The sequence below is a fragment of the Sinorhizobium sp. NG07B genome, from assembly GCF_002532005.1.
GTDB lineage: Bacteria > Pseudomonadota > Alphaproteobacteria > Rhizobiales > Rhizobiaceae > Sinorhizobium > Sinorhizobium fredii_C.
The window spans coordinates 140,148-166,413 of sequence record NZ_NWTD01000001.1; the positions used below are offsets into that span (position 1 = coordinate 140,148).

Here is a 26,266-nt window from a genome sequence, read left to right on the forward strand (position 1 = left end):
CACAGGTGAAATCATGAAGTTCACGCTTTCCTGGCTGAAGGACCATCTCGAAACCGACGCCTCGCTCGAGGACATCTGCGCCCGCCTGACGATGATCGGGCTGGAGGTCGAGGACGTCGACGACAAGGCGGCCTTCAAGCCCTTCGTCATCGCCAAGGTCGTCTCCGCCGAGCAGCACCCGAATGCCGACAAGCTCAAGGTATTGAAGGTCGATACCGGCTCCGGCGAGCCGGTGCAGGTCGTCTGCGGCGCGCCGAACGCGCGCACCGGCCTCGTCGGCGCCTTTGCCGGCCCCGGCACCTACGTGCCCGGCATCGACACGACGCTTTCCGTCGGCAATATCCGCGGCGTCGAAAGCCGCGGCATGATGTGCTCGGAAAAGGAGCTGGAGATTTCCGACGACCACACCGGCATCATCGACCTGCCCGAGGATGCGCCGGTCGGCACGAGCTACGCGGCCTATGCGGGCCTCGACGATCCGGTCATCGAGATCAATCTGACGCCGAACCGGCCGGATTGCACCAGCGTTCACGGCATTGCCCGCGATCTCGCCGCCTCCGGCCTTGGAACTCTCAAGACGCGGCCGGCGCCGTCCTTCCCGGTCGAAGGCTCAACGCCGGTCAAGGTAACACTCGATCTTGGCGAAGACAGGCATCTCTGCCCCGGTTTCGCGCTGCGCCTTGTGCGCGGCGTCAAGAACGGCCCGAGCCCGGCCTGGATGCGCCAGCGGCTGGCGGCGATCGGGCTTCGGCCGATCAACGCGCTCGTCGACATCACCAATTACTTGACCTTCGATCAGGGCCGGCCGCTGCACGTTTTCGACGCGGCCAAGGTCACCGGCAGCCTGACGGTCCGCCGCGCCACGGAAGGCGAGAAGGTGCTGGCCCTCGATACGCGCGAATACACGCTGTCGCCGGCCAACGTGGTGATCGCCGACGAGGACGGGATCGAATCGATCGGCGGCATCATGGGCGGCGAGCATTCCGGCTGCGATGAGGCGACCACCGAAGTGCTGATCGAATCGGCGCTCTGGGATCCGATGAACATCGCCAAAAGCGGCCGCACCCTCGGCATCATCACCGATGCGCGCTACCGCTTCGAGCGCGGCGTCGATCCGGAATACATGGTGCCGGGCATCGAACGGGCGACCGAACTGGTGCTGGAGCTCTGCGGCGGCACGGCCGCCAGGCTGGATGTCGTCGGCTATGAGGGCCACGCGCCTAAGGTCGTCGAATTCCCGGTCTCGGAAGTGAAGCGGCTCACCGGCCTCGAGGTCTCTCCCGAGGAGAGCGTGTCGATCCTGCAAAAACTCGGCTTCGGCGTCGAGGGCTCCGGCGAGCGCTTCCGCGTCACCGTGCCCTCCTGGCGGCCGGACGTCGACGGCAAGGCGGACCTCGTCGAGGAAGTGATGCGCATCCATGGCGTCGACAAAATCGTCGCCGCGGCCTTGCCGAGCCACAACGCCGTCAACGGCAAGATCCTCACGACGCTGCAGATCCGCACCCGCCAGGCGAGACGTGCGCTTGCAAGCCGCGGCATGCTCGAAGCCGTCACCTGGTCGTTCATCTCGGAAGAGCAGGCGAAGCTCTTCGGCGGCGGCCGGCCGGCGCTGAAGCTCGCCAATCCGATCGCCGCCGATATGTCCGACATGCGGCCGTCGCTGCTGCCGGGTCTTCTGACCGCGGCGCAGCGCAATGCCGACAAGGGCTATAGCGACGTGGCAATCTTCGAGGTCTCGGGCATCTATGAGGGCGACACGCCCGAGGCGCAGCGCCGCGTCGCCGGCGGCGTCCGCCGTGGCACCGCGTCGCTCAACGGCGCCGGCCGGCTATGGTCGAATGCCGCCAAGGGCGGCGGCAAGCCGGTCGACGTCTTCGACGCCAAGGCCGATGCGATCGCCGTGCTCGAAGCCTGCGGCGTGCCGATGGCCAATGTCCAGCTCGAGGCCGGCGGCCCGGCCTGGTATCATCCGGGCCGTTCCGGCACGATCAAGCTTGGGCCGAAGATCGTGCTCGGCGCCTTCGGCGAGTTCCACCCGAAGACGCTCGACACGCTCGACGTTTCCGGTCCGATCGCCGGCTTCGAGATCTATGTCGACGCCATGCCGGAGCCGAAGAAGAAGGCGACGCGCACCAAGCCGGCGCTCGAGCTCTCGCCCTTCCAGGCGGTCAAGCGCGACTTCGCCTTCGTCGTCGACAAGGCGGTGGAGGCCGCTGCAATCGCGCGGGCGGCATCCGGCGCCGACCGAAAGCTGGTGACAGCGGTCAACGTCTTCGACGTCTTCGAGGGGGCCTCGCTCGGCGAGGGCAAGAAGTCGGTCGCCATCGAGGTGACGATCCAGCCGGTCGAGCGGACGCTCACCGACGAGGATTTCGAGGCGCTGACCTCGCGCATCGTCGCCAACGTCGCCAAGAGTACGGGCGGCGTGCTGCGCGCCTGAGGAATTCGAAGGCCGCCGTTTCACCGCGGCGGCCTTTTCGCTCCGAAGGCATTGCCGGATTATGCGTGGCGATGCCAGACCTTGTTGACGATCAGCCAGCGGCCGTCGACCTTCAGCAGCGACAGGTAGTCCGTATAGCGCGCGCCGCCGAATTCATCGATGACCTTCACGCTCGCGGCGTCGCCGGTGATGTGGATCAACTCCACCTCCATCAGGGGCTGCGTTTCCGGCGGTGCCGAGCCTTCCTTGGAAACGGCGGCAATGAAGGCATCGCGTGTGAGCCATTCGACCGAGTCTTGGTAATTGCCGACGATCGAGGCGCTCGGGTGAAATGCCTTACGCAGCGCCGCCTCATTGGCGAAAGCCATGCCGTCGACATAGAGATGGATGACCGCGCTGATGGCCTGCTCATCGGACATGCCTGATTCCTCCATTCCCGAAGCGGCCAAGACCCGACGCTCTGCGCATGGTCGACATTCTCCCGCCTCCGATGCCGCTCCAACCATTCGAGGCGAACACCTGATAGTTAGGGTATCGCAACGGAATTGCGATACCTCGGGGGCCGGGAGCGGCCTCAGCGGTTGGGTGGGAGATGGAAATAGGTGAACCGCGCGGGGATTGTGCGTCCGGCGCTCAAAGCGCTCATCGACTTCATTGACCGGCGACCGGCCTCTTCGCCGGTCGCCGGTAGCAAGTCAGGCGGCCTTCCTGTTCGCTTTCGCCGTCGCAAGCTTCGTCAGGTCCTGGTCGGTGACGACTTCTTCCTTCAGCGTTGCGTCGAGAAGCGGGACCGCATCCTTGAGGCCGATGGTCTGCGCCCATGTCTTCAGGGTGCCGTAGCGAGCGATCTCGTAGTGCTCGACGGATTGCGCGGCGGAGATCAGGCCGGCGTCAAGTGCCTGCGTGCCCTTGAACTCGTCCATGATTTCCTCGCCCTCGGCAATGATACCTTCGATCGCTTCGCAGGTCTTGCCTGTCGCGCGCTTGCCGATCAGCTCAAAAACCTGCTGCAGCCGCTCGACATGGGTTTCCGTCTGTTCGCGGTGCTTTTCGAAGGCTGCCTTGAGCTCCTGTGCTTGCGCGGCACGCGCCATCTTCGGCAGAGCCTTCAGGATCTTGCGCTCGGCATAGTAGATGTCCTTGAGCGCGTCGTAGAACAGATCGTCCATTGTCTTTTCCTTGGGCATTGTCGAATTCCTTCCTTGTCCGGTGGGGAGCTTGGCTGTGACGCCCAATCAACATCAGACAGAGGCATTTGTTCCTTTCTTCGGGGAAAATGCGTGGACGCCCTTGTCTCCCGTCGATCTCCAATGAGCGCGTCCGCTTCCGCTGCGCTGAAATCGGGTGGCCGCGACCGCTGCCAGCTGGAATCTTCCATGCGTCGATAACAATGGTGAGGAAGATCAAATGCTGAGACTTGCAGGAAAGGTGGCGATCGTAACGGGTGCGAGTTCGGGAATAGGCCGTGCGGCCGCCTCTCTCTTTGCGCGGGAAGGCGCAAAGGTCGTGATCGCCGCAAGGCGCGCCGAGGCCCTCGAGCAGCTCGTTTGCGAGATCGCGCAAGCGGGCGGTGAAGCGGCAATGCTTTCCGGCGACCTGCGCGACGAAGGTTTGAACGAGGCGCTTGTCGATCTGGCGCTGACCCGCTTCGGCGGGTTGGACGTCGCCTTCAACAATGCCGGCGCACTTGGCACTGTGGGTGAGGCCGTGTCGCTCTCGATCGAGGGATGGCGCGAAACGCTCGACACCAACCTGACCAGCGCCTTTCTCGCCGCCAAGCACCAGGCTCCGGCCATGATTGCGCGTGGCGGCGGTTCGCTCGTCTTCACCTCGAGCTTCGTCGGTCACACGGCAGGTTTCCCGGGGATGGCCGCCTACGCGGCCAGCAAGGCGGGGCTGATCGGCCTGGTGCAGTCCTTGGCGGTCGAGTTTGGAGCGCGTGGGGTGCGGGTCAATGCGCTGCTGCCGGGCGGCACCGACACGCCGTCCAATGCCGCGAACCTGCCGGGTGCTCCGCCCGAGACGCGCGGCTTCGTTGAAGGTCTGCATGCGCTGAAGCGCATGGCGCAGCCGGCGGAAATTGCCGAGGCCGCGCTTTACCTCGCCTCCGACGGTGCTAGCTTCGTCACCGGTACCGCGTTGCTGGTGGATGGCGGCGTTTCGATCAGCAGGACATGAACGGGCGGAAGGAAGGAAGAATGAGGAAGCCTGGGTCGATGAAGTCGCTGGAGGATCTCGGCCGGGTGCGCCTGTCCAAAAACTTCTTCCTGCGCGATTTCCTGCATTCTGAGATCGCCGAATTCTATCGCCTCCCGAACATCCCGGACGACCCGGAGCTCGCCATCGCAGCGGGTCGCAGGCTCTGCGAGGAACTTCTCGAGCCTCTGCAGGCGACGTTCGGGCGGCTTCACATTCGCTCCGCCTATCGCAACCGCGTTGTCAACGACTTCGGCAACAGGAACAAGCTCAACTGCTCGACCAATGCGGCGACGGCGGCCGACCATATCTGGGATATGCGCGACGCAGACGGTTGCATGGGGGCGACCGCCTGCATCGTCATTCCCTGGGTATGGGACCGGGAGCGCGGCGAGGGCGGTTGGCAGAGTCTGGCCTGGTGGATCCATGACCACCTGCCCTATGCCTCGCTCTGCTTCTTCCCGAAGCTTTGGGCCTTCAACATCCAATGGCATGAGCGGCCGCAGCGGCGAATCCGGAGCTTCGCCGAGCCGCGCGGCCTCTTGACGAAGCCGGGCATGGCCAACCACGAGGGCAGCCACCAGCATTTCTACGCCGGGTTTCCTACGCTCGTGAGGGCGTCGTAACGATGTCTCCTCCCCAAACCGTGCCACCTTGGATGGGTTGGGGAGGGGCGTTGTTGGACATTACTGGCTCACATCGTTCAGCCGCTGGATCGCCTCCTCCGAGAGCTTGAGATGCGCCGATCTCACGAGGCTTACCAGCTGATCGAGATTCGTGGCGCTGGCGATCGGCGCGGTGACGCCGTCGCGGGCGATGATCCAGGCAAGGGCGATCTCCGCCTGTTTCGCGCCGGTCTCCTCGGCGATCTCGTCGAGCACGCCGAGAATGCGCATGCCGCGCCCGTCCAGATATTTTTCGACCCCGCCACCGCGCGCAGTCCCTTCAAGATCCTTGTGCGAGCGGTACTTGCCGGAAAGAAAGCCCCGGGCGAGGCTGAAATAGGTGATGACGCCGATCTCCTCGGCGATGCAGAGATCGCGCAGCGGTCCGTCATAGGCGGCCCGATCGTAGAGATTGTATTCCGGCTGCAGAACGTCATAGCGCGGCAGGTCCTTCGCCTTCGCGACGGCGAGAGCGTCGCCGAGTTGCCCTGCATCGAGGTTCGAGGCGCCGATCGCCCGCACCTTGCCCTGGGTGAGGAGCGCGTCATAGGCGGCGAGCGTCTCCTCATTGGGCACTTCCGGATCGGGCCAGTGCGACAAGTAAAGGTCGATATGGTCGGTCTGCAGGCGCTTCAGCGACTCTTCGACCGCCTGCAGGATCCAGCGGCGCGAGAGTCCCTTGCGTCCGGGTCCGAGGTCGGAGCCGACCTTGGTGACGATGACGGCCCGGTCGCGCGGGCGTCTGGATTGCTTCAGCCACTTGCCGATGATCGTCTCGGACTCGCCGCCCCGGTTTCCGGGCACCCAGGAGGAATAGGCATCCGCCGTATCGACGGCATTGAAGCCCGAATCGAAAAAGGTATCGAGGAGGGCGAAGGAGGTTTTCTCGTCCGCCGTCCAGCCGAACACATTGCCGCCGAAGACCAGCGGGGCAATGGAAAGACCGGTACGGCCAAGTCTGCGCATTACCATGGTTTCGCTCCATGTGGTTGGATGAAAACGAGCTGCGATCGGGAGGATTGCTGGGGAAACATAGGACAGCTTCCGGTCCAAGGACACCTGCTGCCGCCGATTTTCCGGTCCGCGCACGGCTTGCTAGGCACGTACCTCGGCGATAGTGTCGGTTCGCTTGATCGCGCGATTTGGAATCGTACCGCGATCGGTCCTCGCCAGGTGCGAGCCGTTTTCCGCCCGCGTCCCGCTCCGACCTGCAGCAATCGAACAGGATGCGGGCTCGTCAACAGCCTCACTCACGTTCCGCTCGAAAAAGGAGACTGCCCCATGTTGCGCTTCGGAATTCTGTCGACGGCCAGGATCGGCCGCGAACTCGTCGTGCCCGCCATTCAGGATGCCGAGAATTGCGTGGTCACGGCAATCGCCAGCCGCGACCAGGCGAAAGCACGGGCGATGGCCGACCGCTTTTCGGTGCCGCATGCCTTCGGCTCCTATGAGGAGATGCTTGCCTGCGACGTGATCGACGCGGTCTACATTCCGCTCCCGACCTCGCAGCACGTCGAGTGGGCGATTAAGGCGGCCGACGCCGGCAAGCATGTGCTTTGCGAAAAGCCGCTGGCGCTCAAGGCCGAGGAGATTGACGCGGTGATCGCGGCGCGTGACCGCAACAAGGTGCTGGTTTCGGAAGCCTATATGGTCACCTACAGCCCCGTCTGGCGGAAGGTGCGCTCGCTCATCGCCGAGGGAGCGGTCGGCAAGCTCCGGCACGTTCAGGGTGCTTTCACCTATTACAACCGCGATCCCGGCAACATGCGCAATGTCCCGGCGCTCGGCGGCGGCGGCCTGCCGGATATCGGCGTCTATCCGGCGATCACCACGCGCTTCACGACCGGCAAGGAGCCGCTGCGCGTCCAGGCCAATACCGACCGCGATCCTGAATTCGGCACCGACATCTATTCGAGCGTGCGTGCCGATTTCGGCGATTTCGAGCTGAGCTTCTACATCTCCACCCAGCTCGCCGCCCGCCAGGTCATGGTGTTCCACGGCGACCAGGGGTTCATCGAGGTGAAATCCCCCTTCAATGCGGATCGCTACGGCCGCGAGGAAGTGGAACTCACCAACCAGAACCACGCCCAATCGCAGCTTTTCCGCTTCCAGGATGCGCGCCAGTACAAGCTCGAGGCGGAAGCCTTCGCGCGTGCGGCGAAGGGAGAGGCGGAAGAGGTGGTGACGCTCGAGAGCTCGCGCCTCAATCAAAAGTTCATCGACGCGATCTACCGCGCCAGCGAGACAGACGGTTGGGAAACGGTCTGAGGTAAATTGAAAGACGGTCCGCCAAATGGCGAGCCGTCGCATTCGTTGCCTGGACGCTAAGTGGCCGGTCGTATGCCCACCTGGGCGGCACCTTTGAGTTTCAGGAAGAGAAAGTCGGCGACGCCGACCATCGCCGCCACGATCAATCCAACGCCGATTGCCGTCAGCGACGCATAGGCAAGCGCGAGAATGGCGAGACTGGCAACCTGCCAGAGGATGTCGCCGGCGATGCTGATGCGGGCCGCCGGCGCGCTCGGGCCCCCTTTTCTTGCCGAGACAAGATGGAAGGCGCCCCAGAGCAACAGCCCGGTACCGAGAAGCCCGATGACCCCCGGGGCAATGACGGGGCTGACGAGCGATGCCAGCGGTGCGGCGTCGACGATCAAAACCGTGCCGGCGACGAGCGAGACGATGCCGTCGGCAAGGAATGCCTTGTTGAGAAGCGAGCGGTGGGAAAGGGCGAGCATGTCGGTCTCCTTCGGTTGTCGATGGAGCAATGCTGGCCTGATGCGGTCATCAAACCAATTACCTCTGAGGTAATGGATTTCCCGCTGTGTTCGGCCCATTCTTGCCGCGCAGCGAGGAGGGCGCCATGGGATTCGGCAGTCAGTTAAAGGAATGGCGTGGTCACCGCCGCATGAGCCAGCTGGATCTCGCGACCGCGGCGGGTATTTCCACCCGGCATCTTTCCTTTCTCGAAACCGGGCGTTCGCGGCCGACCGAGGGCATGATCCTCCGGCTTGCGTCGGTGCTCGATATTCCGGCGCGCGACCAAGGCTCGCTCTTTTCCGCGGCCGGCTATCGGCCGCGCATGGCGACGCGTCCGGCCTCCGGTCTCGATGCCATGCCGGCCGCAATCGCCGGCGCGATCCGTTTGATGCTGGACCGGCACGACCCGTATCCGGGCCTCGTCCTCGATCATCAGTACAGCGTACTAATTGCCAATCCGGCCTTTGCAGCGCTTGCCGCGGTCGCCGATGCGCCGTTCGGGCCGGGGGAGAATTTCCTCGACGCCTTCCTGGGCGCCGAGAGCGTCCGTACCCTCGTCGTGAATTGGGAGGCGGCAGCCGCGGACCTTGTCCAGCGGGTTCGGACGGAGGCCTGGCTGCAGGGGCCGCGCAGTCCGCTGCAGCGCCGGCTCGACCGGCTCACTGCCGATCCGGCGGTCGTCAAGGCGCTCGACAGCTATCCCGCGACGGATCGTTTGCCCGTGCTGCCGATCGAACTGCGTGTCGGCGATACGGAACTGCGCTTCATCACGACGCTGTCGACCTTCGGTTCGACCCAGGATGCACTGGTGGAGGGCGTGCTGATCGAATCCTTCTTTCCGGCGGACGAGGCGACGCGACGCTTTTTCGAGAAGGCCACCTCGCCGGAAAAACAGTAGAAAGGCGCCACGGAGTGCTGATCTTCGGCGCCCGGTCGGCTACAAAGGGCTCATGACGTCGTTCTTCGAATCCGATTCTTCATCCAACGTCGCCGAATATTCGGTGTCGGAACTGTCCGGCTCGATCAAGCGCACGCTCGAGCAGGCCTTCGAGCATGTGCGCGTGCGCGGCGAGATCTCCGGCTATCGCGGGCCGCATTCCTCCGGCCACGCCTATTTCGCGCTGAAGGACGATCGCGCCCGGATGGAGGCGGTGATCTGGAAGGGCACCTTCGCGCGGCTGAAATTCCGGCCGGAGGAGGGGATGGAAGTGATCGCGACCGGGCGGGTCACGACCTTCCCCGGCTCGTCGAAATACCAGATTGTCATCGACTCGCTCGAACCCGCCGGTGCCGGCGCGCTCATGGCGATGATCGAGGAGCGCAAGCGCAAGCTCGCGGCAGAGGGACTGTTCGATGCGGCACGGAAGCGGCCGCTGCCCTTCATGCCAAAGGTGATCGGCGTCGTCACCTCGCCGACAGGCGCCGTCATCCGCGACATCCTGCACCGGATTGCCGATCGCTTCCCCGTCCATGTCGTCGTCTGGCCGGTGCGCGTCCAGGGTGACGGGGCGTGCGACGAGATCGAGGCGGCGATCCGCGGCTTCAACGCGCTCGAGATTGGCGGCGCCATTCCGCGACCGGACGTGCTGATCGTCGCGCGGGGCGGCGGCAGCCTCGAGGATCTCTGGTGCTTCAACGACGAGGCGGTGGTGCGCGCGGCGGCGGCCTCCGCCATTCCGCTGATCTCAGCCGTCGGTCACGAAACCGATTGGACGCTGATCGACTACGCGGCCGACCAGCGGGCGCCGACGCCGACCGGTGCGGCCGAGATGGCGGTTCCGGTGAAGGCAGATCTCGAGGCGCAGACCGCCAATCTTTCGGCTCGCCTGCAGGCGGCCGCCACACGGCAGATGGATCACCGCCGCCACGCGCTGCGGGCGGTCGCCCGGGCGCTGCCGTCGCTCGATCAGTTGCTCGCCCTGCCAAGGAGACGCTTCGACGAGGCGGCCGCCGGGCTTGGCCGCGGTCTGCAGATGAACACCGCCAACAAGCGCCGCAGCTTCGAGCGCATCGCGGCCCATTTGCGACCCGAACTCCTGACGACGAAGATCCGCGAGCAACGCCGGCATCTTCTGGAGGCAATGAACAAGGCCGAGCGCTGCGTGGAGCGCCAGCTCGACCGTCGGCAGGCGCGCGTTTCCGCCGCCGATGCGTCGCTTCGTGCGCTGCCGTCGCGGCTCGTCAGCCAGATCCACCGCGCGTCGGACCGTGTCTCGGGCTTGAGCGCGCGCGCCGATGGAGCCATGGCCGCGGAAATGCGCCGGCTGAAGGGCGCGCTCGCGGCGCAGGACCGGGTGCTGCAATCGCTGTCCTATCGCAACGTCCTGCAGCGCGGTTTTGCATTGGTGCGTGATGCGGCGGGCGAACCGGTGAAGCAGGCGGCGGCAGTGACGGAGGGCATGGCGCTGTCGCTCGAATTCGCCGACGGCCGGGTCTCGGCCATAGCGGGCGAGGGCGGCTCGCCGGCGGCGCCGGCGCCGAAGAAACGATCGGCCCGGACGGCCGAGCCGACAAAGCAGGGCAGCCTGTTCTGAGAGGGTGGCGATGCGAATTCTGATGGTGCTCGCCCACCCGCTCGAGGACAGCTTTGCGGCGAGCGTCGCGCGCGCCGCCAAGGAGACCCTGGAAAGCCGCGGCAACACCGTCGATCTGCTCGATCTCTATCGCGAAGGTTTCGATCCGTGCCTGAGCGCTGCCGAGCGCGCCAGCTATTTCTCCCAGCGATATGATGCCTCCGAAGTTGCCGGCTGGATCGGGCGGCTGCAGGCGGCCGACGGGCTGATGCTCGTCTTTCCACAATGGTGGTTCAATTTTCCGGCGATCCTGAAAGGCTTCTTCGACCGGGTCTTCGCTCCAGGTGTCGCCTTCGACCATGATCTAGCGGGCGGATGCATCATCCCGCGGCTCACCAACATTAAGCTCTTTTGCGCTCTGACGACCACCGGCTCGCCCTGGTGGGTCGTCCATCTCTATATGGGCAACCCGGTTCGCCGCCTGCTGAAGCGCGGCATCGCCGCCTTCTGCAGCAAGGATGTCAGGTTCCGCATGGTCAGCCTTCACGATATGGATCGGGCGACTGAGGCGAAGCGCAAGCGCCATATCGAGCGCGTCCGCGCCCTGATGAGCCGGATCTGATCAGCTCATTCGAATGTCGCGAGGAATTTCCGGAGCAGCGCGTCGAGCGCCACCCGTTCCTCGGGCTCAAGGCCCGCGATCAGGCGCTGCTGGTTGGCGACGTGCGCCGCCGCCGCTGCATCGATGCGCTTCAAGCCGTTCGGCGTCAACGCGATGATCACGCCGCGTCGGTCTTCGGGATTGTCCAGGCGCTCGACGAGGCCTGCTCTTTCGAGTTGGTCGATGCGGTTGGTCATGGTGCCGGAGGTCACCATTGTTGCCGCAAGCAGTTCGCCGGGCGAAAGTTGAAACGGCGGACCGGAACGGCGGAGCGTCGCCAGCACGTCGAAGCTTGCCGAAGTGAGATCGTATTCGGCAAAGACTGCCTCCTGCTCCCGGGCGATATGGGCCCTGAGCCTCCCCAAGCGTCCGAGGAGACCCATGGCGGCGACGTCCAGTTCCGGCCGCTCCCGGCGCCACTGGGCCAGGATCCGATCCACGTGGTCTTTGTCGCTGTGTTTCATATGCACCCACGGCATGACATGCGGAGCCGCTCCGCGCCTTCACCATGGCACTACTAAGTAGGTGTCTTGACGTCAAGATAAATTCCGCTACGGTTATCTTGATATCAAGTTACTTGAGGCAAAGATAATGAAGCAGAACCTCGACCTTGCCTTTACCGCCATAGCCCCGGCGATCTGGGGAAGCACCTATGTGGTTACCACCGAATTTCTGCCGGCCGGCTACCCGCTGACGGTGGCTATGCTGAGAGCGCTGCCGGCCGGCCTGCTGTTGCTGCTCGTCGTTCGGCAGATACCGAAGGGCATCTGGTGGCCGCGCAGCTTTCTGCTCGGCGCGCTGAACTTCTCGTTCTTCTGGGCGATGCTGTTCGTCTCGGCCTACCGCCTTCCGGGCGGCGTCGCCGCGACCGTCGGCGCCATCCAGCCGCTGATCGTCGTCATGCTGTCGCGTGTCGTGCTTGGTTCGGCGGTCAAGGCGCTGAGCGTCATTGCCGGCATCGCCGGCATTGCCGGGGTGGCGCTGCTGGTGCTGACGCCCGGGGCTGCACTCGATCCGCTGGGCGTCGCGGCCGGTCTTGCCGGCGCTGTCTCCATGGCCTTCGGGACGGTGCTGAGCCGGCATTGGGCGCCGCCGGTCTCGCCGCTGACCTTCACCGCCTGGCAATTGGCGGCCGGCGGGCTTCTCCTCGTGCCCGTGGCATTGTTCTTCGAACCCTCGCTGCCACCGCTCACCGCCTCCCATTTGATGGGATTCGCCTATCTCGGCCTGATCGGCGCCGCCTTCACCTATCTTCTATGGTTCCGCGGATTGTCACGACTGGAGCCGTCCCAGGTCTCGCCGCTCGGCTTCCTGAGCCCCGTGGTGGCGATCCTGCTTGGCTGGGGCGTGCTTGGGCAGCAGGTGACGTCGGTGCAAGCGATCGGGATCGCCGTCGTGTTCGCCAGTGTATGGATGAGTCAGCAGGCGCAGATGGTGCGGCGTGCCGGGTCCCTTAGGACATAGCAATCGAATTATGCAGGGGCATCGCTGCGCTCAAATCCATCCTTCGATGGCTGGACATGTGAGCCGAGGCACCCGGCTACACCCCCCTCTGCACGGCAGGGCAGAGGGGGGTGTAGCCGGGTGCCAGCGCAAGACTTACATAGACTCAAGCCCACTCGCCCTGGCGCATGACGGGCACGCGGCCGCCATCGGCGCGCACGCCTTCGATGTCGACCTTGCCGGAGCCGATCATCCAGTCGATATGGATCAGGCTCGAATTGCCGCCTTGGGCGCGGATCTGTTCCTCGCTGAGGCTGGCGCCGTCGAGGAAGCACTTCGAGTAGCACTGGCCGAGCGCGATGTGGCAGGAGGCGTTCTCGTCGAAGAGCGTGTTGTAGAAGAGGATGCCGGAGGCCGAGATCGGCGAGGAATGCGGCACCAGCGCCACTTCGCCGAGCCGGCGGGCGCCGTCATCGGTGTCGAGCACCTTCTTCAGCACTTCCTCGCCCCGGGATGCCTTGGCCTCGACGATGCGGCCGCCCTCGAAGCGGACCTGGATGTTGTCGATCAGCGTGCCCTGATGCGACAGAGGCTTGGTGCTCGACACATGCCCCTCGACGCGCAAGGCATGCGGCGTCGTGAAGACCTCCTCGGTCGGAATGTTCGGGTTGCAGGTGATGCCGTTCTTCGCGCTGGAAGCGCCGCCGTGCCATTCGTGGCCGTCGGCGAGGCCGACCGTCAGGTTGGTGCCTGGGCCGGTGAAATGCAGCGCGGAGAAGCGCTCCTCGTTCAGCCAGGCCGAACGCCGGCGGAGATTGGCGTTGTGCTCCGCCCAGGCGGCGATCGGGTCGTCGGCGTCGACGCGGGAGGCGGCGAAGATGGCGCTTGCCAGCTTCTCGACGGCGATCGCCTCCGGATCGTCCGGAAACACCTGCTTCGCCCAGGAGGGATTCGGATAGGAGACGATGTTCCAGTTGATGTCGAAATTGGAGATCTTTTCGAGCGCCGGCTTGTAGGCGATCGAGTTCGCCCTGTTGGCGCGGGCGACCTTTTGCGGGTCCTCGGACGCAAGCAGCATCGGATTGTCGCCGGCGATCGCCAGACGCGCCGCGCCGCCGGCAAAGGCCTTCGCCATGCCCTCGTAGAGCCAGTCGCTGGCCCGGTCGAAGCTCTCGTCCGGCGCATGGGCGTAGCGGGCAAGCGTCGCCTCCTCGTCGGCATAGAAGGTCGTTACCAGCCCGGCGCCGGCCATATAGGCATGCCTGGTGATGAGACGCACCAGCGGCAGCGCGGCGATCGGCGCGGTCATCACCAGGTCCTGGCCGCGCTGCAATTGCAGGCCGACCTTGATGGCGACCTCGGCAAGCTTGTCGAGCTTGGCAGGGTCGACGGGATTTCTGGCCGACTGGAGGGGGGCGTTCATGGCAGCTCCTTCTCGGATGTTATGCGGATACGCCCGTTTTAGACCGCTTCCCGCAAAAACAGAAGGCTCCGTGTTCCACCAATCAGGCGGCGATCCTTGCCGTTTTCAGCAATGCCGCGTCGTGCTTCTCGAGGAACGCCATCAGCCGCTCGGCGTAATCGGCGGTGACTGCCGCCCTGACGCTCGGCCGCTCGGCCAGTGCCTTGCGCCAGGCGCCGACGCGCGGCAGACCATCGAAGATGCCGTGCTCCGCAATTAAGTCGAACAGGTCGAAATAGCGGAAAATCGGCGCGAAGACGGCATCGACAAGGCTGAAATCGGCGCCCGCGAAATAGGGGCCGTCGCCGAGCTCCGCTTCGACCGTCGCGAACTTGGCCTTGAGGGCATTGCCCTTTGCGCCGAGCGTGTCGGCGTCCTGCGTGGTCTCGTAGACCCAGAGATCGGAAAGGATGGAGGAGCCGAACTCCATCCAGCCGCGGTGCCGTGCCCTCGCCAGCGGATCTGCCAGGTGGAGTTTCGCGCCCGGCTGAGTTTCTTCGAGATATTCGCAGATGACCGTGCTTTCGAAGAGGACCGCCCCGCCCCTGTCTTGCGGAATGCGCAGCAGAGGCACTTTGCCGAGCGGCGAGATCTTCAGGAACCAATCTGGCTTGTTCGCGAGGTCGATATAGACGCGCTCGAACGGCACGCCTTTTTCCGCAAGCGCAATCGCGGCGCGCTGCACATAGGGGCAGAGATGATGGCTGATCAGGGTCAGTGACGCGGTCATGGGAGCCTCCGCTGGTGAGAGAAGTAAATGCAGTTGCATATATCTCGACTTGCCAACTGCGTCAAGATAGATGTAATTGCATGTATGAAAGGGATAGCCGGGCCGACATCAGCGACCACCGACGCATGGATAGGGCTCATGCGGGCGCAGCAGCGCGTTCTTGCGGCCATCGAAAAGGAGTTTAAGGCGGCAGGGCTCCCTCCGCTTTCCTGGTACGATGTGCTCTGGGAACTGGTGAAGGTCGAAGCAGGCAGACTACGCCCATTCGAGATCGAGGCCCGGACGCTGCTTGCCCAATACAATCTTTCCCGTCTGATCGATCGGCTGGAAAAGGAAGGATTGGTGCGCCGCGAATCCTATGACGAGGATGCGCGCGGTTGCTGGGTCACCGTCACCGAAGCGGGGAGGACGATGCGGGCTCGCATGTGGGAGACCTATTCGCAGTCGATCGAGACGCATGTCGGCACGAAGCTTAGTGAGCAAGAGGCCCAGGCGCTTGCCGCGCTGCTTTCAAGACTCTCCTGACCTCGTCAGGCGACTAACGGCGCGCCGATCGCCTTGAGCACCGCCTGCGCGTCCTTGGGCGCAAGCCGCACCTGCAGCCCGCGCTGGCCGCCGTTGATATAGACCAGCGCCTCGCCGAATGCCGCTTCCTCGATTGCCGTCGGCACGAGCTTCTTCTGGCCGAAGGGGCTGATGCCGCCGACATGGTAGCCGGTGAACCGCTCGGCGTCGGCCGGTTTCATCATGTTCGCCGACTTGCCGCCGAAGGCGGCGGCGAGCTTTTTCATGCTGACTTCCCGGTCGGAGGGCACGATGCAGCAGACCGGCTTGCCGTCCACCTCCGCCATCAGCGTCTTCAACACGCGCGACGGCTCCTCGCCGAGCGCCTCCGCCGCCTGCAGCCCGACGCGCTCGGCGCCCGGATCGTACTCGTAGCTGTGCACCGTGAAGGAGACGCCGGCCATAGTGAGCGTCTGAGTGGCGCGGGTCGTTTTGGACATCGCTCTTATGCGCCGAATTCCGCTTCGTAGAGCTCGGCCTTGAAGCCGACGACGAGCTTGCCGTCGGCTTCCAGCACCGGCCGCTTGATCATCGACGGCTGCTTGAGCATCAGCGCGATCGCCTTTTCGGCGGTGAGATCCTGCCTCTCCGCCTCCGGCAAATTGCGAAAGGTCATGCCCTGGCGATTGAGAACCGTTTCCCAGCCGAGCTCTGCGCACCAGCGCTCGAGGTGAGCGCGGTCGATGCCCTCGGCCTTGTAGTCGTGGAACCGGTAGGTCGTGCCGCGGCCGTCGAGCCAGCCGCGCGCCTTCTTCATCCTGTCGCAGTTCTTGATGCCGTAGATCGTGACCGTCATTGCTCGAACCTTCTTCCGCCGCATGCGGGATCACACATAGCCGCGCGCGGCGGCGGAGAAAAGTCCGGAAGCGTCGATCTCAGGTCACGCCGACATAGCGCCCGGGCCTGTGATTGATCGCCAGCATCATATTGACGACGGTTGCACCGAGGACCGACAGCATCAGATTGGCGGGCGGCAGCACGAAATAAGCGGCGGCCAGGATCGCGAGGTCGACCGCCAGCTGGAAGTAGCCGGCCCGGATGCCGCTCTTTTCCTGCAGGTAGATCGCCAGGATGTTGATGCCGCCGAGGCCGGTTCGATGGCGGAAGAGCACCAGCAGCCCCATCCCCATCAGCCCGCCGCCGACGACCGCCGCATAGATCGGGTCGAGCCGGGCGAACTCGACCCATTGCGTCGTAAGCCTGGAGAAGAGCGAGACGAGGCTGACCGCGAGGAAAGTCCGCAGCATGAAAAACCAGCCGAGACGTTTCACCGCCAGGATGTAGAAGGGCAGGTTGACGAGCGAGAACACCAGCCAAAAGCTGGTGCCGGTCGCATATTGCAGGAGCAGCGCCAGCCCGGCAGTGCTGCCGGTCAAGAGCACCGCCTTGCTGTAGATCACCACCCCAAGGGAGACGATGAGCGTGCCGGTCAGGATGGCGAGCACGTCCTCGTATAGTTTGTGGCGTTCGACCGGGGCGTCGACCGCTTCGCTGTCGGCTGTCATTCCGGCGATCCGATCAGAGGCTGGTGAATTTCTGGATGACACCGGCGACCTCCGCCGTCTTCAGCCCGGCAATATTGATGCGCCCCGAGCCCGGCATGTAGATGCCGTGCTCGGTCCTGAGCCGCATCACCTCCGCTTCGGTGAGCGGCAGCATCGAGAACATCCCTTCCTGGCCGGCGATCGCGCCCAAGCTCTGCCAGCGGCTCCTGAGGCCTTCCGCGAGCATTCTGCGGATACCGGTCATGCGCAGCCGCATGCCTTCCAATTCCTCGGCCCAGTCGCGGGCAAGTTCGGGATCGGCAAGAATCGTGCGGACGACCGCCGCGCCGTGGTCCGGCGGCATTGAATAGCTGGTGCGGGCAAGGCCGGCGAGATTGGAACGCACCGTATCGGCGGACGAGGACGAGGGGGTGATGGCGAAGATCGCGCCGGTGCGCTCGCGATAGAGTCCGAAGGACTTCGAGCAGGAAACCGTGACGAGCGCTTCCGGAACGACGGTCAAGAGGTGCCTGAGCCCGGCCACGTCCTGTTCAAGGCCGCGCCCAAAACCCTGATAGGCGAGATCGACGAGCGGCAGCAGGCCGCGCTCGGCAACGAGCGCCGCGATCTCCATCCATTGGGATTCGGTCACGACGCCGCCTGTCGGGTTGTGGCAGCTCGCATGCAAGAGCACCGCGTCGCCGGCGGCAGCACCTTCGAGCGTGCTGACGAGATTGTCGAAGGTCACCGATTGCGCCGGAATATCGAAGAAGTCGTAGGTGGCGATCTCGAGGCCTGCTGCCTTGAAGATCGGCGCGTGGTTCGGCCAGCTCGGCAGGCCGAGCCAGATCTTCCGGCCGCCCATGCGGTAGATCAGGTCAGCCGCAAGCCGCAACGCGCCGGAGCCGCCGGGCGTCTGCACGCCGGCCACATGGCTGCGCTCGACCGTCTCGCCGCCGACGAGGGCCCAGAGGTGGTCGAGGAACACCAGATCTCCCTCGGGGCCGACATAAGCTTTCGTCTCCTGCGTCTCGAGCAGCCGCCTTTCCGCCGCCTTGACGGCGCGGAAGATCGGCGTGCGGCCGGTCTCGTCGCGATAGACGCCGACGCCAAGATCCACCTTGCCGGGGCGTTCGTCCTTGCGGAACAGGCCGATCAGGGCCAGCAACGGATCGTCGGGTTGGCGGGCGAGGGCGTCGAACATGCTGGAGATCCTTGGAGCTGTGACCGGTCGATAGTCGTCTTGGGTTTGTTCAAAGGCAAGCCGCATCAGGGCTTTGACGGATCCTCTGTAAGATAAGCATGGCGCAAAATCGACGACATATTTGTCTGATTTCGCTAATGCTGGCGCGTGCTTTTGCGGTATACTGGGCATCAACTGCATCCCATTTGCGAAAACTCGGGAATGATGGAAATCGAACGAACGGAGCTGGATGCGACCGACCGGCGGATCATCAGGCTGCTGATCGAAGATGCGTCGCAGAGCAACAACGAACTCGCCGCCAAGGTGGGGCTGTCGCCGGCGCCGCTGTCGCGGCGGCTGGCGCGTCTCTACGCGACCGGCGTCATCCGCCAGACGGTCGTCGTCGACCCGAAGGCACTCGGCATCGGCTTCCACGCCTTTGTCGAGGTGACGCTGGAACGGACCGCCAGCAAGGTCGGGCAGCGCTTCATCGAGCTGGTGTCACGCATTCCGGAGGTGGTCGAGTGCCATACGGTCGCCGGCGATTTCGATTTCCTGCTGAAGATAGCGGTGCGCGATGTGGCGGATTACAAGCGCCTGCTCTGGAGCGAGTTCGAGCAGATCGCCGAAATCAAGACGCTGCGCTCGACGATCCTGCTCGACAGCCCGAAGCTGCAGGGTGGTTCGACGCCTTAGGAGCGGCCGGATCGTCCGGCTGAGGAAATGCCTGCGTGTGGGTCACGCCTCCAGCGTCCCCGGCCTGCGCCGAGCCCGCGACGGCCCGGGGCAGGCAATCTTCATCAGGTCAGATCGGCAGCGGGCGAAGCGGGTGGAGACGCGGGTGACGATCAAGCCGTCCTGCGGCGCCCGAACCTCGATCGCTCCATCCGGCATGCCGGGCCTGGCGAGGATCGTCGCCAGCAGGTCCCCGGCTTTGACCTGTTCGCCGGGGTCCCGGTGAAAGAGGATCGCCCCGGCTGCTGGCGCGCGAATCATCTCGATATTGTCGAGCGGCGCCACCACGCCGCCAAAGCTCGGGCGAGGATCGTCGTCCGCCGCGACGCCGCCGCGTCCGGCGAGAAACCGATAGACGCCCTCGGCATCCTTGCCGGCCAGGTCAGGATAGACATCGCGCGTGCCGCGCAGTTCCACGGTCACCGAAAGCCGGCCGGGCAGCGAGGTCTTCCTTTCGCCGGCGCTCCCGTATTTCCAGGCGTAGGCAACGGCCTCCTCGAAGGCGGAGCTTTCCCCGTCGGAGAGGAGCACCGCCCGCATGTCGAGTGCGGCGGCGAGGTCCGCGGCCTCCGGCCAGAAGGCCTCGTCGATATAGGCGTATTGCAGTCCTTCGTCGTCGCAATGGAGGTCGAGCACTAGGTCGCAGCCGAGTGCCATGTGCAGCAGATGTCGCTTCAGCCGGTCGACCGCCGAATACTGTTCGAGATTCTCGATGAGGCCGGCGCGATCGCCAAGCCGGATCAGCGGAAAGTCGCGGTTGAAATTGGCGCGGGTGCCGAGATCGAAGCGGCCCTGCAGCTCGCCGAAATGCGCTTGCGCAGCGCCGATCGGGTTCGCCTGGGGAAGGACGGTGATGTCGCCGAGGATCATGCCTTCCCTCTCGGCCTGGCGCAGTCGGTCCAGGAGAAAATGAAGCAGTGCCGTGCCCGGGAGTTCGTTGGCGTGGAGGGCGGCCTGAATATAGCTCCGCGGTGCCCCGGCTCTGGTTCCAGTGAACCGGAACACCGGCAGACGCCACTCGACGCCCGGCGTATCACCGGCGATGATGATCTCGGAAACTTCCACTTTGCCGTCCTCAATGGTTCGGGCCATACCCGCGCAAGTCGTTATTTGCATGAGCCTCGCCATGCAAGCCGATTGACTGGCCGGATCAATCCTGATCGACCGTGGGCAGGTCGAGCGCGGAGCGCAGCACTCCCTTTCCCCGCTCATAGAGCATCGCATAGCGTGCCGGCTTCAACAGGTCGGCACGCGGCGTAAATCCCGCAACGACCTTGTTGAAGGGGATTGCGCCGCAGCCTGGCGCAAGGCATCGAATTTGCCTTTGGGACACTGGCTGAACTTGCGGAGGCGCCCGAGATAACGGTTGCTTCCCGGTTCGAACAGGAAGCCATCGACTTTCCATGTCCATCCTTGCCTTGGCATGGTGCTCCCATCGCTGAAGTTTGATGGTGCAAGTAGCCTATATCGGAGTTGCTCTGAAGCAACCGCCGCACCGCCTTATCCTCAGCGAACATTCCTGGTGTTGTCGATTTGAGGACGTGAACATCAGCGCCATGCATCTGAAGAGACGGATGGCGCTGCAGACCCCACAAAACCTTTGCTGGGCGAAGCTGGAGGACTGAGCCTCACTCCCACTCGATCGTTCCCGGCGGCTTCGAGGTCACATCGTAGACGACGCGGTTGATGCCGCGCACCTCGTTGATGATGCGGGTCGCGGCGCGGCCCAAGAATTCCATGTCGTAGTGGTAGAAGTCGGCGGTCATGCCGTCGACCGAGGTGACGGCGCGCAGCGCGCAGACGAATTCGTAGGTGCGCCCGTCGCCCATGACGCCGACCGTCTGCACCGGCAGCAGCACGGCGAAGGCCTGCCAGATGGCATCGTAAAGGCCCGCCTTGCGGATCTCGTCGAGATAGATTGCGTCCGCCTCGCGCAGGATTTCGAGCTTTTCGCGGGTGATGCCGCCCGGGCAGCGGATGGCAAGGCCGGGGCCGGGGAAGGGGTGGCGGCCGATGAAGCTGTCGGGCAGTCCGAGTTCGCGGCCGAGCACGCGCACCTCGTCCTTGAAGAGTTCGCGCAGCGGCTCGACGAGCTGCATGTTCATGCGCTCCGGCAGGCCGCCGACGTTGTGATGCGACTTGATCGTCACCGATGGGCCGCCGGTGAAGGAAACGCTTTCGATCACGTCAGGATAAAGCGTGCCCTGGGCGAGGAAATCGGCGCCGCCGAGCTTCTTCGCCTCTTCCTCGAAGACCTCGATGAACAGCCGCCCGATGATCTTGCGCTTGGTTTCCGGATCGCTGACGCCCGTAAGTTCGCCGATGAAGCGGTCGGAGGCATCGATATGGAGGAGGTGCAGGTTGTAATGCTCTTGGAACATGGCGACGACGTTGGCCGCCTCGTCCTTGCGCATCAGGCCGTGGTCGACGAGGATGCAGGTGAGCTGGTCGCCGACCGCCTCATGGATGAGGAGGGCCGCAACGGAGGAATCGACGCCGCCCGAAAGCGCGCAGATCACCTTCTTGTCGCCGACCTGCTCACGGATCGCCTCGACCGCCTTGGCGCGATAGGCCGACATCGTCCAGTCGCCCTTGATGCCGGCGATCTTGTGGACAAAGTTGGAGATGAGCTTGGCGCCGTCGGGCGTATGCACCACTTCCGGATGGAATTGCACGGCGTAATATTTGCGCTTCTCGTCGGCGATGAAGGCGAAGGGGGCGTTGGACGAGGTCGCCACCACCTCGAAGCCCTCGGGCAGTGCTGTCACCCGGTCGCCATGCGACATCCATACCTGGTGGCGCGAGCCGAGCGACCAGAGTCCGTCAAAGAGGGCGCAATCCTTCTCGACTTCGAGGAAGGCGCGGCCGAATTCGCGGTGATGGCCGCTTTCCACCTTGCCACCGAGCTGGGCGCACATGGTCTGCTGGCCGTAGCAGATGCCGAAGACCGGCAGGCCGCTTTCGAAGATCACCGACGGCGCGCGCGGCGAGCCGATCTCGAGCGTCGAGGCCGGGCTGCCGGACAGGATCACCGCCTTCGGGTTCAGGCGCCTGAAGCCCTCTTCGGCCGACTGGAACGGCACGATTTCGCAATAGACGCCGGCCTCGCGTACACGCCGGGCGATGAGCTGCGTCACCTGGCTGCCGAAATCGACGATCAGGACGGTGTCGGGATGGGCTGTCTGGGTCATGGCGGGCCTTCAGGCAAGCTTGAACATGGCGAGCCTTTAATGAAAGGCCGCCCTTGGCGCAACGATTTCATTGCACCCCGACAATTTAGGACCTGCTGCAGAACCGTCAGAGCCGGATTTGGCCCGTGTCGAGCGCCTTTTCCAGCCGGCCCACCGCGTCTGCCAGCTTCTCGTCGATGACGTGCAGATATTCCGTCCAGTCGTCGACATGCTTCAGCTCCGCCTTGCCGTCCGATATGCCGCGCAGCCCGATCAGCGGCACGTCGAAGGCCTGGCAGGCGCGCAGGACGGCATAGGTCTCCATCTCGACCATGTCGGCGTCGATCTCGTCATAGGCCTTGCCGGAGACGATACCGGCGCCGGTCGAAAGCCGCGCCTCCTTCACGCCCGGGACCCGATGCGGCAGCTTGACGACGGCGGGCAGATCGAGAAAGGGCGTCGCGCCCTTCTCGAAGCCGAGCGGCGAGGCGTCCATGTCGCGATAACCGACCGAGGCCGCCTGGTAGATTTCCGTCTGTTCGAGCGTGGCGGAACCGGCGGAGCCGAGCGAGACGACGAGATCCGGCAGCCTGCCTGCGGCCTTGAGCTCGCAAAGCGCCTTGGTCAGGCCGACGGCCGCTTCGACCGGGCCGACGCCGGTCATCAACGGCCTGATCCGGTGCTTGAGGCAGGGGCCGTATTCCAGGTTGACGGCCATCACGTAGAGGATGTTCTTACCGGCGACCGGCTTCAACTCGAAACTCATCCCTCGATCCCCTCGCGGCCGCGCACCACCATCATCGTTCCGGTCATCGAGGCGATTAGCTTTGCCGGTCCGTCGGATCGGACGGCATAGGCCTTGCCGTCCGAGACAATGATCGTCGTGCCGGGCTTCGTCACCTCGCCGCGGAAGAGAAAACGCTCGCCGCGGCCGGGCGAAAGGAGATTGACCTTGAACTCGATGGTCAGCAGCGATGCGTCGGGATCGATGAGCGAATAGCCCGCATAGGTGCCGGCGGCATCGAGCGCTGCCGAGATCACCCCGGCATGCAGCAGCCCGTGCTGCTGCGTCAGCTTGAGATCGAACGGCAATTCGATCTCCACCGTGCGCTGCTCGACGCGGGTAAGTTCCGCGCCGATCGTGCGCATGGCGGCCTGGCGGTCGAAACTCTCCCGGATGCGGGCGCGGAAATCGTGCGGCTCGCTGTCGTGCCTCAATTCAAAAAGCCCCTTGCTGAAACGGACCGGGATGCCCGATCGCGCCGACAGTTGCATGCGTCGCGACCGAGGACAAGCGCAATCGTCCGCACGGGCGAACCCGGTGCCGACGGACTTTCGGGACGCACGCCGCATCCATATATCATCCTGATGAGGAACTTCAGGCGCATAGAGATCCGCCCTGCCGTACCGGACGACGTGATGATGATCGCGTCGGTGCTGGTGAGCACCTGGCGCGCGACCTTCCGCGGGATCATTTCCGATGCCTATCTCGACGCCATGAAGGTCGAGGACCAGGCGATCGGCCATGCGCGGCGAATGCGAATACCGGGCGCCTTCCTCCTGGTCGCCGTCGATCTCTCGGAAGATCGAGTGGTCGGTTTTGCGAATTACGGTCGGGCGCGGTCCATGCCGCCGGCCTTCGACCGGGAACTCTACGAGCTTTATCTTCTGCCGGAGTTCCATGGCGCGGGCATTGGTGCGGCGCTGGTGCGCACGGTCGCGGCCCACTGCCGGGAGCTGCAGGCCTCGTCGCTCTTCGCCTGGGTGCTGAAGGGCAATCCGAACCGGGCCTTCTACGAGCGGCTCGGCGCGCGGGCGGTGGGAGAGGGCCGGGTCAGCGTCGGCCGCGAGAGCCTCGAACAGATCGCCTATCGCTGGGATGACCTGGTCAAGCTTTCCGGTGCGGGAAATGTCGCGACCTGATTTAGAAGCGTCCTAATCCTTGCCGAGCCCGACGATGTGCTGGTCCCAGGCGACGGCACTCTTCTGACCCTTGAACCGGCCATCATAAGTCGAGACGGCGAAGCCGGGTCTCGCGGCGGCAACGCCCGCCGCATCCACGACCCGTTCCTCCTTCAAGACCGCGCCCGTTTTCGCATCGAGCGTCACGGCGACATTGCCCTTCGGCGACGTGAGCGCGACAAGGTCCTCGCGGCGGTTGATGGCAATGGCGCCGACATAATTGGCGAGGGCGGCGGTCGTGCGCTCGGGGAGGGGGATAAAACTCAGCTCCTCCCCCTTTTTGAAATGCCCGACCAGCGGCGGCAGGTCGTTGCGCGCGCCCTCGTACTGGCAGGCAAACCAGATCCTGCCGTCGGCGCCGATGTCGACGTGGCGGGTGGAAAGCTGCTTGAACTCCGGCGGCAGGCCGTGTTTCTCGATGAGCGCGCCGGTCGCCGTATCGACCAGGGCGAGGCTCGGTTCCATGTAATCGAGATTGAGCTTGGTGCGGCCGAAATCCGGATGGGTCTCGATGCCGCCATTGGCGATTGCGAGCGTCCGGCCGTCGGCGGTCAGCGTCATGTCGTGCGGACCGATGCCATAGGTGGGGAATTCGCCTGTGCGGATGAAGCCGCGCGTCCCGTCGTAAACGCCGATCATGCCGCGATTGGCGGAGAAATCGTTCTCCGTGGCGTAGAGCAGCCGCCCGTCGGCGGAGAAGCAGCCGTGGCCGAAGAAGTGGCGGCCTTCGGCGGCGGAGATGACGACCGGCTCGGCGGTGCCGTCGGTCGCGAGGATCATGGCATAGGTTCCGGGCCGGCGCGCAAAGGCGACGGCGCGGCGGGTCGCCGGCGAGAAGGCCATGCCATGCGCCCGCGCCGGCAGTAGCGTCCGTTCGACGATCTCTCCCTCCTCCGTCAGCGTCGCCACGCCATAGCTGCCGTCCGGCGCCATGAAGGCCGAGGCGAAGACGGCATCCGCCCGCTCGAGCGCGAAGGCCCCGCTTGGGGCGAGCGTCGCCATCCAGGCGGCGCCGGCCATTTTGACGAAGCTGCGTCGATCGATGAGGGTTTTGGTGCTCATGCGCTTTTCCGCGTGGCCGACGACAGTGAACGTCTCTCGGCGGAGAGGCGATCCTGCAGCGCAACCCCTCCCCAACCCCTCCCCACAAGGGGGAGGGATTTACAATGCCGCGACCGATTCGGCCGCTTAGAGCGGATCCGCGAGTTCGGATGTCGCAGATGGCGCTCGGCGGGCCGCGGCGGGCAAGCCCCTCCCCCTTGTGGGGAGGGGTTGGGGAGGGGTCTCGACTGCGTCATCTACAACCAGCCCCTGCGCTTGAAATAGAGATACGGCAACAGGGCGGACATGACCATCAGCACCAGTGCATAGGGATAACCCAAGTGCCAGTGCAGTTCCGGTATCGCGTCGAAGTTCATGCCATAGACCGAGGCGACCAGTGTCGGCGGCAGGAACACGACGGAGGCGACCGAGAAGATCTTGATGATCTGGTTCTGCTCGAGATTGATCAGCCCCAGCGTCGCGTCGAGCAGGAAGTTGATCTTGTTCGACAGGAACAGCGCGTGGTCGCCGAGCGAGGCGGCGTCGCGCTGGATCAGCTTGATCCGCTGCCGACTCTCCTTGGCGGCCTTGCGTGCCGCGCTCCCTTCCACCGCGACGTGATAGGCGACGAGCCTGCCGATGCTGACAAGGCTTTCGCGGATGGTCGTCAGCAGGTCGCCCTTCTGGCCGATCTGCTCGATCAGCGACTGCAGGTCGCGCGTCTTCTTGGTGGCGCTGGCATGCGACTTGCGGAAGACCTCGCGAGAAATCGCGTCGACCTCGTTGCCGGCCCGCTCCAGCGCGTCGGCAATCCGGTCGATCATCGCCTCGAGCAGACCCAGCATGACCAGTTCGCCCGTCTCGCAGACGGCACCATTCGGCTTCTGGATGCGCGTTGCATAGAGCTGGAACGGCTTCGGGTCGGCGTGGCGCACCGAGACGAGCGTCGCGCCCTTCAGCACGAAGGTCACCGGCACCTTGGCGGGGTAGTCGCTGTCGAGCTTGGCGGTCGCGGTCATGGTCATGAATTCCGCGCCGTCCTCCTGGTAGAGCCGGTCGGACAGCTCGATTTCCTGCATCTCGTCGCGGGTCGGAATGGCGATGCCGAGATGTTCCTCGACGAAACGCGTCTCATCTGCGGAGGGGTTGAAGAGGTCGAACCAGGTCACCGGCTCCTGGAAGGCAGGACCGGCGGCACGATCGACGAGCACGAGATGGCCGTTCTGGCTTGTGTAGATGCGCAGCATTCTGGGCTCCATG

Annotated in this window: 28 protein-coding genes and 1 pseudogene; 11 read left to right on the forward strand and 18 right to left on the reverse strand. The window is 64.6% G+C overall.

Going from position 1 to position 26,266, the window contains the following annotated elements; translation table 11 throughout:
* Window positions 1-13 precede the first annotated feature (13 nt).
* On the forward strand, window positions 14-2,440 hold the full coding sequence (gene pheT, locus CO664_RS00720; protein ID WP_097537691.1) for a phenylalanine--tRNA ligase subunit beta: 2,427 nt from the start codon (window positions 14-16) through the stop codon (window positions 2,438-2,440).
* 59 nt (window positions 2,441-2,499) lie between these two features.
* On the opposite strand, the gene CO664_RS00725 is transcribed toward pheT, so the two are convergent.
* Window positions 2,500-2,859: a nuclear transport factor 2 family protein gene (locus tag CO664_RS00725; RefSeq protein ID WP_097525475.1), complete on the reverse strand. Its 360-nt coding sequence runs from the start codon at window positions 2,857-2,859 to the stop codon at window positions 2,500-2,502.
* Between the two features lie 276 nt (window positions 2,860-3,135).
* On the reverse strand, window positions 3,136-3,627 hold the full coding sequence (locus CO664_RS00730) for a ferritin-like domain-containing protein (protein ID WP_037377882.1): 492 nt from the start codon (window positions 3,625-3,627) through the stop codon (window positions 3,136-3,138).
* A gap of 220 nt (window positions 3,628-3,847) precedes the next feature.
* Between CO664_RS00730 and CO664_RS00735 the strand changes: the two genes are divergently transcribed.
* Window positions 3,848-4,618, forward strand: coding sequence for an SDR family oxidoreductase (locus CO664_RS00735; protein WP_097525476.1), 771 nt, complete (start codon window positions 3,848-3,850; stop codon window positions 4,616-4,618).
* 20 nt (window positions 4,619-4,638) lie between these two features.
* On the forward strand, window positions 4,639-5,262 hold the full coding sequence (locus CO664_RS00740; protein WP_037421040.1) for a hypothetical protein: 624 nt from the start codon (window positions 4,639-4,641) through the stop codon (window positions 5,260-5,262).
* Between the two features lie 60 nt (window positions 5,263-5,322).
* On the opposite strand, the gene CO664_RS00745 is transcribed toward CO664_RS00740, so the two are convergent.
* Window positions 5,323-6,273: an aldo/keto reductase gene (locus CO664_RS00745; protein ID WP_097525477.1), complete on the reverse strand. Its 951-nt coding sequence runs from the start codon at window positions 6,271-6,273 to the stop codon at window positions 5,323-5,325.
* Window positions 6,274-6,582: 309 nt separating this feature from the next.
* Here CO664_RS00745 and CO664_RS00750 point away from each other — a divergent pair, with 309 nt between their 5' ends.
* Window positions 6,583-7,569: a Gfo/Idh/MocA family oxidoreductase gene (locus CO664_RS00750; RefSeq protein WP_097537692.1), complete on the forward strand. Its 987-nt coding sequence runs from the start codon at window positions 6,583-6,585 to the stop codon at window positions 7,567-7,569.
* Window positions 7,570-7,625: 56 nt separating this feature from the next.
* On the opposite strand, the gene CO664_RS00755 is transcribed toward CO664_RS00750, so the two are convergent.
* Window positions 7,626-8,036: a hypothetical protein gene (locus CO664_RS00755; RefSeq protein WP_037421034.1), complete on the reverse strand. Its 411-nt coding sequence runs from the start codon at window positions 8,034-8,036 to the stop codon at window positions 7,626-7,628.
* Window positions 8,037-8,161: 125 nt separating this feature from the next.
* Here CO664_RS00755 and CO664_RS00760 point away from each other — a divergent pair, with 125 nt between their 5' ends.
* Genes CO664_RS00760 through CO664_RS00770 form a run of 3 tightly spaced genes read left to right on the forward strand, consistent with a single transcriptional unit; the run spans window position 8,162 to window position 11,193 of the window.
* Window positions 8,162-8,956, forward strand: coding sequence for a helix-turn-helix domain-containing protein (locus CO664_RS00760; RefSeq protein ID WP_097537693.1), 795 nt, complete (start codon window positions 8,162-8,164; stop codon window positions 8,954-8,956).
* Between the two features lie 52 nt (window positions 8,957-9,008).
* Window positions 9,009-10,592 (forward strand): exodeoxyribonuclease VII large subunit, encoded by a 1,584-nt coding sequence (gene xseA / locus CO664_RS00765; RefSeq protein WP_097537694.1) that lies wholly within the window; start codon window positions 9,009-9,011, stop codon window positions 10,590-10,592.
* Between the two features lie 10 nt (window positions 10,593-10,602).
* Window positions 10,603-11,193, forward strand: a complete 591-nt coding sequence (locus CO664_RS00770; RefSeq protein ID WP_097525480.1) for an NAD(P)H-dependent oxidoreductase — start codon at window positions 10,603-10,605, stop codon at window positions 11,191-11,193.
* Window positions 11,194-11,198: 5 nt separating this feature from the next.
* Here the strand turns inward: CO664_RS00770 and CO664_RS00775 are convergent, their stop codons facing one another.
* Window positions 11,199-11,696 carry a MarR family transcriptional regulator gene (locus CO664_RS00775; RefSeq protein WP_097537695.1) on the reverse strand — a complete coding sequence of 166 codons (498 nt, stop codon included), beginning with the start codon at window positions 11,694-11,696 and terminating at the stop codon, window positions 11,199-11,201.
* A 124-nt stretch (window positions 11,697-11,820) separates the two neighbouring features.
* On the opposite strand from CO664_RS00775, the gene CO664_RS00780 reads away from it, so the two are divergent.
* Window positions 11,821-12,696, forward strand: a complete 876-nt coding sequence (locus tag CO664_RS00780) for an EamA family transporter (protein WP_176536523.1) — start codon at window positions 11,821-11,823, stop codon at window positions 12,694-12,696.
* A gap of 145 nt (window positions 12,697-12,841) precedes the next feature.
* On the opposite strand, the gene CO664_RS00785 is transcribed toward CO664_RS00780, so the two are convergent.
* Window positions 12,842-14,098 carry an aminopeptidase gene (locus tag CO664_RS00785; RefSeq protein ID WP_097537697.1) on the reverse strand — a complete coding sequence of 419 codons (1,257 nt, stop codon included), beginning with the start codon at window positions 14,096-14,098 and terminating at the stop codon, window positions 12,842-12,844.
* Between the two features lie 82 nt (window positions 14,099-14,180).
* The gene (locus tag CO664_RS00790) at window positions 14,181-14,867 is read right to left on the reverse strand and encodes a glutathione S-transferase family protein (protein WP_037421014.1); all 687 of its coding nucleotides are present in this window, start codon (window positions 14,865-14,867) and stop codon (window positions 14,181-14,183) included.
* Between the two features lie 84 nt (window positions 14,868-14,951).
* On the opposite strand from CO664_RS00790, the gene CO664_RS00795 reads away from it, so the two are divergent.
* Window positions 14,952-15,392: a helix-turn-helix domain-containing protein gene (locus CO664_RS00795; RefSeq protein WP_037421012.1), complete on the forward strand. Its 441-nt coding sequence runs from the start codon at window positions 14,952-14,954 to the stop codon at window positions 15,390-15,392.
* A gap of 5 nt (window positions 15,393-15,397) precedes the next feature.
* On the opposite strand, the gene ybaK is transcribed toward CO664_RS00795, so the two are convergent.
* From ybaK to tatA, 4 genes are all read right to left on the reverse strand, one after another.
* Window positions 15,398-15,871 carry a Cys-tRNA(Pro) deacylase gene (ybaK, locus tag CO664_RS00800; protein WP_037421010.1) on the reverse strand — a complete coding sequence of 158 codons (474 nt, stop codon included), beginning with the start codon at window positions 15,869-15,871 and terminating at the stop codon, window positions 15,398-15,400.
* A 5-nt stretch (window positions 15,872-15,876) separates the two neighbouring features.
* A complete protein-coding gene (locus CO664_RS00805) occupies window positions 15,877-16,227 on the reverse strand; it encodes an ArsC family reductase (protein WP_097537698.1) in 351 nt (116 codons plus the stop codon).
* Window positions 16,228-16,306: 79 nt separating this feature from the next.
* Window positions 16,307-16,936, reverse strand: a complete 630-nt coding sequence (locus tag CO664_RS00810) for a YitT family protein (protein WP_097537699.1) — start codon at window positions 16,934-16,936, stop codon at window positions 16,307-16,309.
* 13 nt (window positions 16,937-16,949) lie between these two features.
* On the reverse strand, window positions 16,950-18,119 hold the full coding sequence (tatA, locus tag CO664_RS00815; protein ID WP_097537700.1) for a tyrosine aminotransferase: 1,170 nt from the start codon (window positions 18,117-18,119) through the stop codon (window positions 16,950-16,952).
* Between the two features lie 204 nt (window positions 18,120-18,323).
* On the opposite strand from tatA, the gene CO664_RS00820 reads away from it, so the two are divergent.
* Entirely contained in the window at window positions 18,324-18,794 is a 471-nt protein-coding gene (locus CO664_RS00820; RefSeq protein WP_037421085.1) for an Lrp/AsnC family transcriptional regulator, read from the forward strand.
* 42 nt (window positions 18,795-18,836) lie between these two features.
* On the opposite strand, the gene CO664_RS00825 is transcribed toward CO664_RS00820, so the two are convergent.
* From CO664_RS00825 to CO664_RS00845, 5 genes and pseudogenes are all read right to left on the reverse strand, one after another.
* Window positions 18,837-19,898, reverse strand: a complete 1,062-nt coding sequence (locus CO664_RS00825) for a succinylglutamate desuccinylase/aspartoacylase family protein (RefSeq protein WP_097538548.1) — start codon at window positions 19,896-19,898, stop codon at window positions 18,837-18,839.
* A gap of 85 nt (window positions 19,899-19,983) precedes the next feature.
* A pseudogene (locus CO664_RS00830) lies at window positions 19,984-20,234 on the reverse strand (hypothetical protein); the annotation flags it as partial.
* 227 nt (window positions 20,235-20,461) lie between these two features.
* Entirely contained in the window at window positions 20,462-22,024 is a 1,563-nt protein-coding gene (gene guaA / locus CO664_RS00835; protein ID WP_037420999.1) for a glutamine-hydrolyzing GMP synthase, read from the reverse strand.
* A gap of 106 nt (window positions 22,025-22,130) precedes the next feature.
* On the reverse strand, window positions 22,131-22,769 hold the full coding sequence (locus tag CO664_RS00840; RefSeq protein ID WP_097537701.1) for a 5'-methylthioadenosine/S-adenosylhomocysteine nucleosidase: 639 nt from the start codon (window positions 22,767-22,769) through the stop codon (window positions 22,131-22,133).
* Window positions 22,766-23,152 carry a PaaI family thioesterase gene (locus CO664_RS00845; RefSeq protein WP_234820152.1) on the reverse strand — a complete coding sequence of 129 codons (387 nt, stop codon included), beginning with the start codon at window positions 23,150-23,152 and terminating at the stop codon, window positions 22,766-22,768. The genes CO664_RS00840 and CO664_RS00845 overlap by 4 nt, the downstream gene beginning before the upstream one ends.
* Before the next feature lie 219 nt (window positions 23,153-23,371).
* Between CO664_RS00845 and CO664_RS00850 the strand changes: the two genes are divergently transcribed.
* Window positions 23,372-23,926 carry a GNAT family N-acetyltransferase gene (locus tag CO664_RS00850; protein ID WP_037421078.1) on the forward strand — a complete coding sequence of 185 codons (555 nt, stop codon included), beginning with the start codon at window positions 23,372-23,374 and terminating at the stop codon, window positions 23,924-23,926.
* Between the two features lie 12 nt (window positions 23,927-23,938).
* Here the strand turns inward: CO664_RS00850 and CO664_RS00855 are convergent, their stop codons facing one another.
* Together CO664_RS00855 and CO664_RS00865 are read right to left on the reverse strand one after the other, a co-directional pair.
* A complete protein-coding gene (locus CO664_RS00855) occupies window positions 23,939-25,027 on the reverse strand; it encodes a DUF1513 domain-containing protein (protein WP_097537702.1) in 1,089 nt (362 codons plus the stop codon).
* 236 nt (window positions 25,028-25,263) lie between these two features.
* A complete protein-coding gene (locus tag CO664_RS00865; RefSeq protein ID WP_037420990.1) occupies window positions 25,264-26,253 on the reverse strand; it encodes a magnesium transporter CorA family protein in 990 nt (329 codons plus the stop codon).
* Window positions 26,254-26,266: the final 13 nt, after the last annotated feature.